This window comes from Clostridium beijerinckii, from assembly GCF_018223745.1.
Taxonomy (GTDB): Bacteria; Bacillota; Clostridia; order Clostridiales; family Clostridiaceae; genus Clostridium; species Clostridium beijerinckii.
In genome coordinates this window covers 1,667,416-1,682,482 of sequence record NZ_CP073653.1, presented here as the reverse complement: position 1 = coordinate 1,682,482, position 15,067 = coordinate 1,667,416, and the positions used below count along the sequence as shown (strand labels likewise).

11 protein-coding genes and 1 other annotated feature (1 of these 12 cut by a window edge) are annotated in these 15,067 nt (G+C 29.2%); of the genes, 2 read left to right on the top strand and 9 right to left on the bottom strand.

Annotation, left to right across the window (positions count from 1 at the left end):
• The first annotated feature begins 253 nt into the window (after positions 1–253).
• Entirely contained in the window at positions 254–1,288 is a 1,035-nt protein-coding gene (locus KEC93_RS07685) for a LacI family DNA-binding transcriptional regulator (protein ID WP_023976261.1), read from the top strand.
• Between the two features lie 242 nt (positions 1,289–1,530).
• Here KEC93_RS07685 and KEC93_RS07680 read toward each other — a convergent pair whose 3' ends face one another.
• The 4 genes from KEC93_RS07680 to KEC93_RS07665 form a co-directional block, all read right to left on the bottom strand.
• Positions 1,531–1,887 (bottom strand): hypothetical protein, encoded by a 357-nt coding sequence (locus KEC93_RS07680; protein ID WP_077868651.1) that lies wholly within the window; start codon positions 1,885–1,887, stop codon positions 1,531–1,533.
• Positions 1,888–1,960: 73 nt separating this feature from the next.
• Complete coding sequence (locus tag KEC93_RS07675) at positions 1,961–3,190, bottom strand: cell wall-binding repeat-containing protein (protein ID WP_077868652.1); 1,230 nt, start codon at positions 3,188–3,190, stop codon at positions 1,961–1,963.
• A gap of 253 nt (positions 3,191–3,443) precedes the next feature.
• Positions 3,444–4,706 (bottom strand): S8 family peptidase, encoded by a 1,263-nt coding sequence (locus KEC93_RS07670; protein ID WP_039773340.1) that lies wholly within the window; start codon positions 4,704–4,706, stop codon positions 3,444–3,446.
• Positions 4,707–5,049: 343 nt separating this feature from the next.
• On the bottom strand, positions 5,050–6,870 hold the full coding sequence (locus tag KEC93_RS07665; protein WP_023976266.1) for an urease accessory protein UreH domain-containing protein: 1,821 nt from the start codon (positions 6,868–6,870) through the stop codon (positions 5,050–5,052).
• 1,317 nt (positions 6,871–8,187) lie between these two features.
• On the opposite strand from KEC93_RS07665, the gene KEC93_RS07660 reads away from it, so the two are divergent.
• Positions 8,188–9,309, top strand: coding sequence for an IS4 family transposase (locus KEC93_RS07660; protein WP_172462699.1), 1,122 nt, complete (start codon positions 8,188–8,190; stop codon positions 9,307–9,309).
• Between the two features lie 177 nt (positions 9,310–9,486).
• On the opposite strand, the gene hcp is transcribed toward KEC93_RS07660, so the two are convergent.
• From hcp to serS, 5 genes are all read right to left on the bottom strand, one after another.
• Positions 9,487–11,190, bottom strand: a complete 1,704-nt coding sequence (gene hcp, locus KEC93_RS07655) for a hydroxylamine reductase (RefSeq protein ID WP_111944704.1) — start codon at positions 11,188–11,190, stop codon at positions 9,487–9,489.
• A gap of 297 nt (positions 11,191–11,487) precedes the next feature.
• Positions 11,488–12,243 carry a DUF438 domain-containing protein gene (locus KEC93_RS07650; RefSeq protein WP_077870038.1) on the bottom strand — a complete coding sequence of 252 codons (756 nt, stop codon included), beginning with the start codon at positions 12,241–12,243 and terminating at the stop codon, positions 11,488–11,490.
• A 213-nt stretch (positions 12,244–12,456) separates the two neighbouring features.
• Complete coding sequence (locus tag KEC93_RS07645; protein ID WP_077870039.1) at positions 12,457–13,095, bottom strand: oxygen-binding di-iron domain-containing protein; 639 nt, start codon at positions 13,093–13,095, stop codon at positions 12,457–12,459.
• A gap of 40 nt (positions 13,096–13,135) precedes the next feature.
• Positions 13,136–13,369 carry a DUF2249 domain-containing protein gene (locus KEC93_RS07640; RefSeq protein ID WP_011968764.1) on the bottom strand — a complete coding sequence of 78 codons (234 nt, stop codon included), beginning with the start codon at positions 13,367–13,369 and terminating at the stop codon, positions 13,136–13,138.
• A gap of 350 nt (positions 13,370–13,719) precedes the next feature.
• The gene (serS, locus tag KEC93_RS07635) at positions 13,720–14,997 is read right to left on the bottom strand and encodes a serine--tRNA ligase (RefSeq protein WP_023974205.1); all 1,278 of its coding nucleotides are present in this window, start codon (positions 14,995–14,997) and stop codon (positions 13,720–13,722) included.
• 66 nt (positions 14,998–15,063) lie between these two features.
• Positions 15,064–15,067 (bottom strand) — a binding site (T-box leader) (it continues 203 nt past the right edge of the window).

Genomic DNA, 15,067 nt, shown 5'->3' with positions numbered 1-15,067 from the left:
TAATTTAATAACTTAAGAATTCTTAGTACTTTTCTTTTGTTTATTCAAGTATTTAATATCTCGTAAACCTAGTGATTAAACCTACTTTAAATACTTTACTTTTCTTATATTTAAAGGTCATGAGGTATCTTTCCCATACGTTAATTCTTATGATTAATGCATATGCTCTCATTGCAATAATATGTAATATATATTAATATTATCTATATACACTTATCTTCATAATAGTATATCGGTAAACTAGGAGGCAATTATGGTTACACTAAAAGATATCGCAGCTGAAGCTGGTGTCAGTATCATGACAGTATCAAATGTAATAAATGGAAATCATTCAAAAGTATCAAAAAAGACTATAGAAAAAATAGAAAAGATAATACAAAAATATAATTATGTTCCTAATCTAACTGCACGAAGCTTGACAGCTAAATCCTCTAAAATTATAGGAGTTATAGTTCCCATTAAAGGTTCGTTTAATAATTTATTTAAAGATCCTTATATTAGTGAATTATTTGGCATTATACAAAATGTAGTTCGTGAAAACGGATACTATTTAATGGTTCGCTCAGTTAAGGATGTTTCAGATATATCTGCATTGCTTAAAAATTGGAATATGGATGGTGCTATATTTTTAATGCCTGACTATGACAATCTTATCTATTCAATATTAAAGGAAAATAAACTTCCAATGGTATTTCTAGATAGTTATTCAAAAATTGATAACATAATAAGTGTAGGTATAAATGATTATAAAGGCGGTTATATAGCTACTCGCTATCTTATAAATAATGGACATAGGAAAATTCTATTTGCAGGGCCATGTCATAAAGATGGTATCCCAATTCCTCAGATTATAAAAAGACTTGAAGGCTATAAAGATGCTTTATTAGAATCTAATATTGAGTTTAATGAAAGTCTCATAGTCGACGTAGAACCTAACTACGAAGTTGGTATCAATTTAGGCAGGTCTATATGTAATAAAGAATTTGATGTTTCTGCTGTATTTACAACGGCTGATATTATGGGAATTGGTATAATTGAAGGTGCTAAATTAAATGGAAAAATTGTTCCTAATGATTTATCAGTTATTGGTTTTGATAATCTTCTACCATCCGTTTATGTTACGCCAAAACTCACTACTATTTCTCAGGATATAGAGTCTAAAGCAACAAAAGCTGTAGATCTACTCATAGAGTATATCGAAAAGGGTTCTGTATCAAACAACAAAATAACTTTAGATGTAGAATTAGTCGAACGTCAATCTGTTGGACAATTATCTAATTTAAAATAGCTGGCAAACTTAGAAAACATCAAATAGTTCACGTTAAACTATTTATTTAGCTCATTTTTTAAATAAATCTAATGGTTATAATAATTTTTAAAAATATAGATATTTGTTGAATCCTGCATTATGCTTATTAGTACAAATGGCAATTGTTCTTATTAAACAATTGCCTACACAATATTATAAATGCACATGTTTCTAACAAAGTTATATATTTTATCTATTAGGCTTCTTCTTTAAGTATATCTCTAATAAGGATAGTAAGGGTACGGATAATAAGGATAAGGTACTGGTGGAGCGATATAAGGCAACAAAGCTACTTCTGCCAAAGCAGAAAGTGGGAAATTTCTACGTCTGTAACGTCTAAATCTAGGGTTATAACCATATCTTCCATATTGCCTTTGCTGATTAGAGTTTCCTTCACTCTCTTTCTCTATTACGTCTTCACCGATTAATACTGAAACATTATCTCCATCTACATTTTCAATAATTCCATCAAATGTACTTCCATCTGTCATTATTAAAGTTGCTCCGTAATACATGTATTTTTTGCAATTATCATATAGGCCTCTTAAATCTCTGTAGTTATCTTTTTCTACATCCATTCTTTAAACCATCTCCTTCCAAATATTATTTTATTCAAAACCAAGAAGGATTGTGATAATTTATAGCCCAAAATTATAGTATTTCGTCTACATTAACTTTTCTATAGCCCAAATTCCTCCATTCAAATATATAATCCTTGTCATATATAGAATCATGTTTTATATTTTCATTCATATCTTGCATACCATTATTTATTATCATATTTTCTTTATCAGCATTCATAACATTATCTTTCATTTTCCCCGTCATACCTTCCATATTTTCATTATCCATCATGTGCTGATCAATAGAAAGCATTCCTTCAATCATTTTTTGTGCTTTATAACTTATATTTGAAACATCCCCTAATATAAAACCGTGCATAAATGGAGGCTTTGGCATTCCTTTGGGCTGTATAGGTTTAATTAAGTTAATATATCTATTTACCACTTCTGGTATTTTATCTTTTTCAATTAAAAGAAGCGGAGTATGTTTTCCCATATGAGCAAATACTACACTAGCAATAATTTTCATTGGCTCATTAAGTTGTCCAAACGTAAAAGCATGACCTCCTCTATAATTTCGTCCCCACCCAAAATCAGTTTTCGTATCATTATATCTAGAAAAATTAACTGCTATTTCGTATGGATTTTCCCCGCCAATTCTGTCTACCCTTTTAACATTATCTAATCCCGACAAATAGTATTCAACATCTTTTGATATTGTTTTAGTTGAACCAATTATATAAATATTGATATCATTCATTTTCTTGATTGCATCAATAGTACAATTAGGAATTCTGTTTCTTTGTACAAATAGAATAGGATCTCCATGATGTGCAGACCAATACCCCGCAATAATTCCTTCTGAATAATCTTCCCCTGAAATTATAAGAATATTATTAAATTCTTTTCTTATCCTAGATATTATGCATGCAGTATCGTAATAATTGCGACCCGATATATGCTTTGTTTTATAACCATGATCATTTAATGCAAAAGATACATTTTTAGAAATATTACCGACTAAAATTACTTGTACCCCATTATATCCCTTAGGGGATAATCTCTCAATTTCTCCTAAAGTTTTTTCATTTAAACTATTACCATCAGTAAACAAAAGTGATGCATTAATTGGAAAATGAACTAAGGATGTTGCTGCAATTCCATCAAAAACTTCATCTTTATTGACTAAAATCACAGCATTTGGTTTCATATTATTAAAACCAATTTTAGATATTTCTATAGAAGTATCTAATTCATCATCAGCACAAATTCTAGTAGTATTTAGTGTAAAGGGACAACTTTTCAAAGCATCATTCATTGATTTTTCTCCTAAAACTTTTTAATATATAATATGATTACAAGTTATATTTTGTCATGAAACAAAAAAAGAAGCTAATCATTATGTAAATTATTGATTAACTTCCTTAAATATAATTTATCTATAAAAAACGTAACCTACTCTATTGTATTAGAATTATTGTCAACTTCTTCATTTCTTTCACAGCACTTTTCATTTTTACCACCTTTAAACATCATAATCATCATTAATATCATCATTAACTTCATTTATATTACTTTTCTAATTGCTTCACTTTTTTGATAGCATTATAAGCATCTATAAGTCCATATCCTGATTGCTTATCCTTACCTTTGGACATAATATCCTTTGCAGTACTATCTAAAACATCTTCAATCTGACTTGGAGATAAATTAGGATCTTCTGCTTTAACCATAGCTGCTATTCCTGTTGCTACTGGTGCTGCCATACTTGTTCCATCCCATGCTTCGTAACCACCTGGAACTGTGCTTAATATTTCCACTCCTGGCGCTGAAACTTTTATACAATTACCATAATCAGAAAACGAGGCCTTTTTATAATTATAACTCATTGCAGCTACTGTAAAAGCTCCGTCTCCAGCTGGACTTATATTATCACTATCTTCATTATCATTACCAGCCGCAGCTACAACAAATACTCCTTTACTCTTAGCATAACTTATTGCTTCTGCAATTAATTTACTCTTCTCATTAGCTCCAAAACTCAAATTGATTATATCAGCTCCGTTGTCTGCAGCATATTTAATACCCTTAACTATATCATTTATATCCCCTTCCCCATTGCTATCTAATACTTTTATCGGAATTATTTTTACATCTAATGTCCCATCAATTCCTGCTATACCAATATTGTCATTAGCATTTGCAGCTATTATTCCTGATACATGAGTACCATGACCATTGTCATCCATAGTATCAGAATTATTATCTACAAAATTATACCCCTTGCTCTTTAATACTCTATTTTTTAAATCTGGATGTGTGTAATCTACTCCTGTATCTAAAACCGCTACATTAATTTCTCTTTTTTGTTTTATTAGAGGCCATGCTTTATCCGCCTCTGTATAGCTTATATACCACTCATACTTATATCCAGGATCATTTACAGCTTTATTAGTATTTTCATTTATCTCTCCTAATCTAAAATCACTTTTTACCGGAGTCTTCTGTATCGGTTTTATTATTTTTATAATTTTAGGCTCATTGATTATTTTAATCCCTTTTATATCACCAATTCCATCTAAAATGTATTGTTCTAGATCTTTTGGTGACACTAAGTTATATTTATTATTATTATTATTTTTATCAACACTTATTATATCTTTCACACTACTTAGAAGGCTATCTAAATCACCGCTTCTTAGTGATTTTACAAAATTGCTTACACTATTACTCGTACTATTCATGCCATTATTTCTAGGTAAGTAATCTGAAATAGAAACTAATGTAAATATTGAAGCTGCAATTATTATAAATTTAGCTAACTTACTTCTCATAAAAAACCTCCTTAAATCATAGTTACTTACTTATATCTTTAATTATGAACAATAATACCTTTTATAAACTTCATTTACCTAATTGTTAAATAATAATACATCATAATTGTGTCGATTTTGTGAAATTCTTTATTTTTTATTATATATATATTGCAAAAACAATTCTTCATCATAATTCTAAAAATATTGCAAGAATTTTAGATGTAATTGCGAAATGTGCACTGTGAATTGCAACATATATTATCTGCTTATAATAAATATCTTCAATGTATATCCTAATTAACCAAAAAAAGACTGATATACATTAATTTGATATATACCAGCCCTAATTCTCATTTATTCTTTATTCATTTATAAGTTTCTTACGAACTTCATCTAAATTTACAGTTTTTAATGAATCTGTAACTTCTATTCCCATTGCAACTACATTGTCTTTAACAATTACGTATGTTCCACTCTTGTCTATATTAAATTCCACATTTACTACATCTTTTCTACCTGTAAAAGTAGTTACCTCGTCTCCACTATCTGCATTATATATTATGAAAACTCCATCAGCCTTATCAAAGGAATTAAGATCTACAGAAAGTTTAGTCTTTATGCCTTTTTGTAGAACTGCTACAAGTGGTTCAAATTCATAACCAGTTCCCTTTATACTTAGATTTTGGGTGTCTCCTGAAATATTAGCTTTTTTAATCAACCTATCAGTAGAAACTTTACTCAAATCATTACCATATATACTTGGAGCTTGAGGAGTATTACTTGCTGAAGTTCCTGTACAGCAACTCATCCCACTACTAGGAGCCGGAATTGATGAATCTGCTTTCGATGTATCCACTGAATCAAGATTATCTGTAACTTTAATTATCCCTCTTATCATTCCCATCCAACAGCTAAAGTTTATGTCCCCGTCTTTAGGTGTAAATTCTATAACATTTTCTCCAGATTTTAATGTTTTTTGGATGTTAAGTGATGGCACTACTACTGCATTATTACAAGAATTTATTTGATTTCCTGTAATTATCCACTTAACAGGCATATCTTTTTGTACGTAAAATGCATTAGGAGTATATCCATTATTATCTGCTGTCATTCTAATTACTTGAACTCCATTTTCTATCGTCGCCTTACCTATATTGGATTGCGCGGCTTGAGCTCCATCTCCAGAAAAATTTTGTGCTAGTGTACTAGCATTTGGAATTCCAACTCCAGCAAGAGCTAATCCCCTATTCCCCATTATTAATCCAAGTACTACTACTAAAATCCCACTAAATTTTAAAAGTTGTTTCGTATATCCCTTACTTAAAAAACCTGATACAGCACCAAATATAAGCATCAAAGGAACTGTTCCGAGTGAAAATAAAAACATTGATATTGCTCCATTTATGGCACTACCGGTACCTAATGCATAAAGCTGCATTGTCTGAAGTGGACCGCATGGCATTAACCCATTTAACATACCAACTAAAAACGGAGCCTTAGGTTTATTTTTAATTTTGCAAGAGGACCATGGCAGCTTAATATTAAGCTTTCTAAATAAAGAAAAGCCTGTCATATTTAATCCCATTATTACCATAAATAATCCTGCAAATATTTGCAATCCAGCTTTTACATTAAGTGATAGCGATAAAACAGAACCCAATGCACCTACAATACCACCTATAATTGTATATGAGGTTACTCTTCCAGCATTATATAAAATCGAAGGCTTTAAAGCTTTAAATCTATTCTCTTTTTCATCTATAATACTATTTTTAGATAAACTTTGTGTAAGCATTATTCCACCGCACATGCCAACACAATGTATAGATGTAAGCATTCCAACAATAAATAACACCACATAAGACGCATTATTCAGCTTAGCACTCATATCAAATCCTGCTGTTGAATTGCCAAGAAGTAAGACTGCTGCCGCTATAACTAAAAAGCCAGCAAATTTTAAGCTAACCGAATTTTTTGTACTATAACCCGCCTTATTAATAGCTTCTTTTAATTGTTCCATACTGCAAAGCTTGCTATCATATTCAACCGTTACCTGCTGTGCACTATAGCTAGCCATAGCATTTAAAACTCCATCAATTTTCATTAAAGCTCTTTCCACTCTATTTTCACAAGACGTACATGTCATATCATAAACTTTAATATTCTCCCTCTTAATACCCATAATCTCCTCCTAATAAATCGCTGCTTATTATAGACAGTGATGAATTTTAAATCATAACTCAAATTACATATATAGATTATAATATAAAGTTATGAAGATTTTATGAGGATATAAAAAAGTACAGAAATTTTTCTGTGTACTTTTATAAATATATTTGAATAAACTCCATATGCTTCTCTTTCAACTAATATTGCATTATCATGTATTTAATAAATTAACATAAACTTATAAATTTTATGTGTAAAAAATAATCTACCATTTGATAAATTTATTAAGATAAATTTCCAGTATAACTATTAACTTCATAGTATTGACTACATAATTAGGGGCACATTAAGATTATAAAGAAGTTAGCAGTTAAGCATTAAATATTCAAGAATGAATATGCCTTCTCAATATAGAGTCAAAAGACTTAACTTGAGAAATAAAGATGCAATCCTATAGTTAGAGTTTTCTATAATTGATTAGTTATTGTAGGGTTACGCGAAAATTGCAATTATGTTAGTCTGTTGCAATAAGGTTTGATTGTTATTTTCTTTATTTAAGGACTGTAGATAAACTTATTGTATGATAGGTTTATCTATGGTTTTTTGTCTTTATGAATATTTAAAAAATAATTTATGATAAGATTTTTTGCATAATACTTAACACTATTTAGGCTCTCAAAATTGCTTTAAATATTAAAAGTTCATTTTACGCAGTCACTAAGTAGTTTCTCTATTATTTAATCTTCTCTACTCTCTTACCCCTGATGTTTCCTATAAATATTTATATATTTTCATATTTATATAGAAAAAAATGTTTATAGGAATATATAAACATATATTTATTTTTATATTTTTTCATATTTTTATATTTTTATATAAAAATATTAATCTATAAATATATAAAAATATGAAAATTTCTCTATTATTGAAAATAGATCGCTGAATATCTGCTTCATCCTTAAAAGGATATTAAAATTTAAAATAAATTCTTTTAAAAGCAGAACAAAATCGCAGGCGACTGTGGAGCCGGAGATTTTTTCACGCATCTGCCTTTTCGAACGCATGTGAGAAAAATCTGCACATCAGAAATGGTAGCTCTGCTGCATATAAGAACATTTTATGCAGGCGAATAAGATTTCTTTTTTATTCTTTTTAAAATACAAAAACTAGTCAATCAACCTTTTTTAAGTTATCCACAGATTTTATTGTAATATAAATTCCCATATGTGTTGATTAACCAAAAAATAGAAGTGAAAATATATAAAAAATGAGGTCATTCTGTAGTAATATTAAAGTGCGAACCAAAATAATACTTAAGGAGAATGCCCTCATGAAAAATACTACCACTATATTTGATATATTTCAAACATTTTTAAGTGAAAAGGAAGTTGAAAAATTTAGTAAAATTTTAGAATATGTTGATACTGCAAGAAAATTCACATTATATGATTTAATAAAATTCTTTATTGCAGCAGCTACGAATGAATATAAGAGTTATAGGGATGGCGTTGAGCATATGGAATCAGTAGGGCTAACACCAGTTGATTATTCAACTATTTCTAAAAAAGCCTCTAAGGTAGATTACAAAATTTCTAAAACTTTATTTGAGATTATTGTTTCTAAATGTAATCGTAGAATGCGAAGAATTCTAAATTTGCCAAAACAATTAATAGCAATTGATTCAACTACCGTGACCGTAGGTGAAAACCGTCTTAAATGGGCAAAATTTAATGGGAAGAAATCTGGAATAAAACTTCATATATCTTTAAATATTAATGACTTTACACCACAAAAAGTTATTGAAACTATTGCTAAAAAGCATGATGGACCGATAGGTGAAGGTTTAATAGATGTACACTCTATTTTAGTTGAAGATAGGGCTTATGAAAATCATGAGAGATTTGATATGTTTAAAGAAATAAAACAATCTTTTGTTATAAGAATAAAAAATAATACAATACTTTCAAAACCAAAGAAATTGAGAAGTTTAGGAGTAGTAGAAAATTCTTCTGTAATTCGAGATGTTACATGTTATTTAGGAAAAGAGACTAAAAAAACTCAAAATAGATTTAGAGTAGTTGAATTTACTGATTATTATGGTAAATCAGTAAAAGTGTGCACTGACCTAATGAACATTACTCCAGAAAAAATAGCAGAAATATACAAGGAACGTTGGAAAATTGAAACCTTCTTTAAATTTATAAAACAAAACTTGAATGTAAAAAGAATATTTGGAACAACTGAAAATGCTGTCTATAATCAACTTTTCATATCATTGATAGCTTATGTTTTGCTTCAATTTACTTATGTTGAAACGACTAAAAATTTAAAATATGTTAAATTATCACTAATTCAATTTGTAAGAAAATTGCTTAAAAAAAGTCTTAAGGTCGAAGTCTATATATCTATTAACTTATTTTTGAAAAATATCAAAAATAAGTTAATAATTTAAAGTAAAAATTTGGTTAATCAACACTTGTGATAAATTCCTAAAGAATAAAAAAAATCCTAGCAGCAATCATGCTACTAGGATTATATACTTTAAATATATTGTAGATTATTAAATAGGGTGTTTCCTTATTTGATCGAACTTATTTTATTTGCCATTGTAATTTGCCATAAATTATTTTTATGCTTCCATAAACATCTTCATGTCATCATCTACATTAGTGATTCCACCAATTCCAAAGTTATCAACTAATACTTTAGCAACATTTGGCGAAAGGAATGCTGGAAGTGTTGGTCCTAAGTGAATGTTCTTAACACCTAAGTGTAATAATGATAATAATACTATTACAGCTTTTTGTTCATACCAAGCTATGTTATATGATATAGGTAATTCATTTACACTCTTTAATCCAAATACTTCTTGAAGCTTTAGTGCTATTACAACTAATGAATATGAGTCATTACATTGTCCTGCATCTAATACTCTTGGGATTCCACCAATATCACCTAAATTTAATTTGTTGTATTTATATTTTGCACAACCTGCAGTTAAGATAACTGTATCTTTTGGTAATTTTTCTGCAAATTCTGTGTAATAGTTTCTTGATTTAGCTCTTCCATCACAACCTGCCATTACAAAGAATCTCTTTATAGCACCAGATTTAACTGCATCTACCACCTTATCTGCTAAAGCTAAAACTTGGTTATGAGCAAATCCACCAACTATTTGTCCCTTTTCTATTTCTGTAGGAGCTTTACATTTCTTGGCCATTTCTATAACTTTAGAGAAATCTTTTGTCCCATCAGCCTTAGCTTCTATATGAGCACATCCAGGCATTCCTGTAGCACCTGTTGTAAATAATCTGTTCTTATAAGAATCCTTTGGTATAACTATACAGTTAGTAGTCATAAGGATTACTCCATTGAAGCTTTCAAATTCTTCTTTCTGTTTCCACCATGCATTACCATAGTTTCCTGCAAAATGACTATATTTTTTAAATTTTGGATAGTATTGTCCAGCAAGCATTTCTCCGTGAGTATAAACATCTACCCCAGTTCCTTCTGTTTGCTCTAGTAACATTTCTAAGTCTCTTAAGTCATGTCCTGAAATCAATATTCCTGGATTTGTTCTAACACCAATGTCTACTGTTGTAATTTCTGGATGTCCATAGCTTTCTGTGTTGGCTTTATCAAGTAATGCCATACCATCTACACCGAATTTACCAGCTTCTAATGCTAGTCCTACATAATCATCAACTGTTAATGTATCATCAATTGTAGCAGCAAGAGCTTTTGCCATAAATGCATGAACTTCTTCATTATTATATTTTAAATTCATTGCATGCTTCATGTAAGCAGATAATCCTTTTAATCCATAAGTTATAAGCTCTCTTAAACTTCTTATATCTTCATTTTCAGTTGCAAGAACTCCAACCTTTTCTGCTTTTTCATCAAATTCTATTGTATTGTCAGCTGTCCAAGTAGCTGCTTCTGGCATAATCATTTCTGTAGTTTGCATTCCGAATATTTTCTTGAAGAAACCACCAGTTACTTTTACTTCTCCAACTTTACCACCAGAGCTAATTACTTTAGCTTTTAATTCTTCTCTTAATTTTAAAGTTTCTTTAACTCTATCTAAAATAGAATCTCTATCAAAATTAGCGTTTGTAATTGTTGTAAATAAGTTTTCTGTTATATATTTATCAACTTTACTGTCCTTAACTCCAACTTTTCTTCCTTCATTACTTACTATAGCTAGTCCTTTAGTTACATATATTAATAAGTCTTGAGCTTTTGCTACATACTCATCCTTACCGCATACCCCTACTTTAGTACAGCCCTTACATCCAGCTGTTTCTTGACATTGATAACAAAACATTGACATATTATGTCCTCCTATTTCCTATTTTTCTTTTTATATGAATAATTAATAATTTCTTGTTAATCTCTCTTAACTTTGACAATTTAGAGTTTACTATATTGCCAGTATCATTTCTGTAACATACGTTACTAAAATAAAATTAATATTTTTTAATTTCTATATTAGCTCTGTGCTACAGATATATATTACTAAAATACTCTGCCCAAATCTGTAACAATGGTTACGCAATTTCAAAAATAAAAAGACAGCTAGTTTGCTGCCTTTTCTATTCCTACTATATGAAGATTATATCTATAGGAATTATGATTCTGGTGTAAAACTACAATATCCTATTTCATCACATCGTGTCTTCATACTATTCCATACATCCTTTTCAGTTATGGCTTCCACTGCTGTAGGGTATAATATATAATTTTCTTTAAATATATGATCTCTCAAATTGAATATAATATATTTTGCAGTTTCATCAACTTTTTCTTTAAATTCAATAAATTTTAATTTAGATACTTCTGTTGCTATTTGCTTCAAAAATTTTTTCTTTGCTCTTAAATCGTCATGTTCCATTCTCATAATTCTTGTTGGTCCTGTAATTTTTCTATCTTCCATCTCAGCGAAAAGCACTTCTTCCTCTCTTTTATGGTGATTTTCTGCATCTAATATATTATCAATAACCTTTATTAATTCTTCAAATTCAATTAAATTGCTATCATAGCTTTCTAATTTTTGAATCTTTGAATTAATATCTTCAAGTTCTTTTAAAAATCCAAGAATTTTATCATGTTCTGCAATAAATGTGTATACAACATGCCCTGGTTCAATTTTATTCTTTATTTTATCAAGTTCTCCTCTTAAAACTTCCATATGAATATCACACAGATGTCTTAAATCCTGTGGATTCATTCCTTCTTCTATTAAATTTTGCTCCGCTATTGAAAGCTCAATAGGATTTATGTCAGACACAATCTCCAATGCTTCTTTTCTTAATGCCTCTGTTATTCCATCTTTATTTAATTTTTGTAAAACTTCAGTCAAACTTTGTATTTTGGTATTATTCATCTCAAAATCCTCCTATGGATATATAAATTTATATATTCAATATCTCTATGACCTAATTCTACTTAAATTTTTATTATAATAATGTGATTTAAATCAAAATTTCAAATATTTAAGTTATAAAAGAATTACCATTAGAATATTAAACTTTAAATTTAAAGAAAAAAGGTTATATTTAAGAATAAATTGATTTGTTTCTTAAATATAACCTTTATTTTATTTTAGTTTAAGACATGGCCCATGGCCTGTAGCTATAAGGTCAGGCTTTAACTTTTTTAAAGTTTCTTTTAAATCTTCCAGCTTATTATTGTTTGGTATTTGTTCTTGCTTAATGCTGTTTACTTCTGTATACCAATCAGATTCTTGTACTGTGCCTATTTCTTTTCCCAACGCAAACATCAAATCACTGCTAAAAAATATCCTACGTTTATTTTCTATAACTAATAATCCATCCCAAAGATGCATTTCAGAAGGATAATTGATAAACTCTAATTCATAATTATCAGTATTTAAAGTTTCCTCTGCTTTCTTAGTAATAATTTCTGCTTTTATTCCAAAACCATTTAACTGACGCGCTGTAACTTCAGAGCAAATTGTTTTAGCTTTAGGAAAATGTTCTAATATTAATGATAATCCTCCACATTCATCTGCTTCAAAATGTGAAATAAAAATATACTTTAGCTCTTTGCCATTAAGTACATCTTTTAATTCTGGTAGCAAAGCTTCTGCCTGAATAACGTTCCCTGTATGGACTAATAATGGTTCATCCCCTAATAACAAATATTGATGAAATGTAAGGTTAATTGGTTCAACATAGCTATTAAATTGGTATAAATCTTTACTTATAAATGGCATATTATAAAAACAACTCCTTTTCTCTCTTATTGAATGTGCCTTATTTCTTTGTGATACCTATTCTCCATATTTCAGGTCCCTGCTCTAAATATTTCCACTCAAAGTGTTCTGGAAAGTTAACTATAAACTGCTGATAAAGCGGACGAGGATCATGATCATTTATAAGCTCCATTGTTTCACCTTGTTCAAGCTCTTCAAAAGCTTTAAATATAATCTCCTTTTTATGACCTCTTTCATAAATTCTAACATCTATACTAACAGCAAAACTCGACATAATTAATTCCTCCCTTAATATTATTATCTAAACTTCTTCTTAGATGATAATATTATAACCATTGTGCTGAATTTTTAGCGTGATTTATATCACATTGTCAGTAACTTTTGCTTTTATATGTATATATTTCAATTTCTTTAGAATTTTTGTTTTATATTAAAGTAATACTATGTAAACTGTTCTTATAATTCTTAATCACTACTATGTATAATATCTTAATTCACTACCCAAAATATTATTGAAAATATTTAATAATATTTCACTGTATGAAAAAGACAGCAAATTAATGAGCTTAATACCTCTTTAATTTGTTGTCTTTCTAAATTTAGATATATCTGATCTATTCTACTTTATTTAATTACTGTCATACCGCCCATATATGGTTGCAATGCAACTGGAATATTTACAGATCCATCCTCATTTAAGTTGTTTTCTAAAAATGCAATAAGCATTCTTGGTGGTGCAACTACTGTATTATTCAATGTATGAGCAAAGTACTTACCATCTTTACCATCTACACGGATTTTTAAACGACGAGCTTGTGCATCCCCTAAATTAGAGCAGCTTCCTACTTCGAAGTATTTCTTTTGTCTTGGAGACCATGCTTCTACGTCTACTGATTTTACTTTTAAATCTGCTAAATCACCTGAGCAACATTCTAAAGTCCTTACTGGTATATCTAAAGAACGGAATAAATCTACTGTATCTTTCCACATTTTATCATACCAAGTCATGCTGTCTTCTGGCTTACATACAACAACCATTTCTTGCTTTTCAAATTGATGAATTCTGTATACTCCTCTTTCTTCTATACCATGTGCCCCTTTTTCTTTTCTAAAGCAAGGTGAATAACTAGTCAAAGTTTGAGGAAGTGAAGTTTCTGGTAATATTGTATCTATAAATTTACCAATCATAGAATGTTCACTTGTTCCTATTAAATATAAATCTTCACCTTCAATTTTGTACATCATAGCATCCATTTCAGCAAAACTCATAACTCCAGTTACAACCTGGCTACGAATCATAAAAGGTGGAATACAATATGTAAATCCTCTATTTATCATAAAATCTCTTGCATAAGATATTACAGCTGAGTGAAGTCTAGCTATATTTCCCATTAAGTAGTAGAAACCATTACCAGCTACCTTTCTAGCACTATCTAAATCAATACCACTTAATTTTTCCATAATATCTGTATGGTATGGAATTTCGAAATCTGGAACAACTGGTTCCCCAAACTTTTCTACTTCTACATTTTCGCTATCATCTTTACCAATTGGAACACTTGGATCTATTATGTTTGGAATAGTCATCATGATAACTTTAACTTTTTCTTCTAGTTCTTTTTCTTTAACGTCTAACTCAGCCATTCTTTCTGAATCCGCATTAACTTTTTTCTTTATTTCCTCAGCTTCTTCTTTTTTACCTTGAGCCATTAAGCCACCAATTTGTTTTGATAACTTATTTCTATCAGCTCTTAAAGCTTCTACTTCTTGCTTAACTTTTCTAAGTTCGATATCTAAAGTTAATACTTCATCTACTAACCCCAACTTATTATCTTGAAACTTATTTTTTATGTTTTGTTTAACAATCTCTGGATTTTCTCTTACGAATTTAATGTCTAACATTTTTTTCCCTCCTGATTAAATATATATATTATTATTTCAAAAAATAAAAAAACCATCCCAATATATAATT

Excerpts from the sequence above, each read along its gene's own strand:
- KEC93_RS07685 (WP_023976261.1), top strand. The coding sequence starts at position 254 with ATGGTTACACTAAAAGATATCGCAGCTGAAGCTGGTGTCAGTATCATG.
- KEC93_RS07680 (WP_077868651.1), bottom strand. The coding sequence starts at position 1,887 with ATGGATGTAGAAAAAGATAACTACAGAGATTTAAGAGGCCTATATGAT.
- KEC93_RS07675 (WP_077868652.1), bottom strand. The coding sequence starts at position 3,190 with ATGAATGATGCTTTGAAAAGTTGTCCCTTTACACTAAATACTACTAGA.
- KEC93_RS07670 (WP_039773340.1), bottom strand. The coding sequence starts at position 4,706 with ATGAGAAGTAAGTTAGCTAAATTTATAATAATTGCAGCTTCAATATTT.
- KEC93_RS07665 (WP_023976266.1), bottom strand. The coding sequence starts at position 6,870 with ATGGGTATTAAGAGGGAGAATATTAAAGTTTATGATATGACATGTACG.
- KEC93_RS07660 (WP_172462699.1), top strand. The coding sequence starts at position 8,188 with ATGAAAAATACTACCACTATATTTGATATATTTCAAACATTTTTAAGT.
- hcp (WP_111944704.1), bottom strand. The coding sequence starts at position 11,190 with ATGTCAATGTTTTGTTATCAATGTCAAGAAACAGCTGGATGTAAGGGC.
- KEC93_RS07650 (WP_077870038.1), bottom strand. The coding sequence starts at position 12,243 with ATGAATAATACCAAAATACAAAGTTTGACTGAAGTTTTACAAAAATTA.
- KEC93_RS07645 (WP_077870039.1), bottom strand. The coding sequence starts at position 13,095 with ATGCCATTTATAAGTAAAGATTTATACCAATTTAATAGCTATGTTGAA.
- KEC93_RS07640 (WP_011968764.1), bottom strand. The coding sequence starts at position 13,369 with ATGTCGAGTTTTGCTGTTAGTATAGATGTTAGAATTTATGAAAGAGGT.
- serS (WP_023974205.1), bottom strand. The coding sequence starts at position 14,997 with ATGTTAGACATTAAATTCGTAAGAGAAAATCCAGAGATTGTTAAACAA.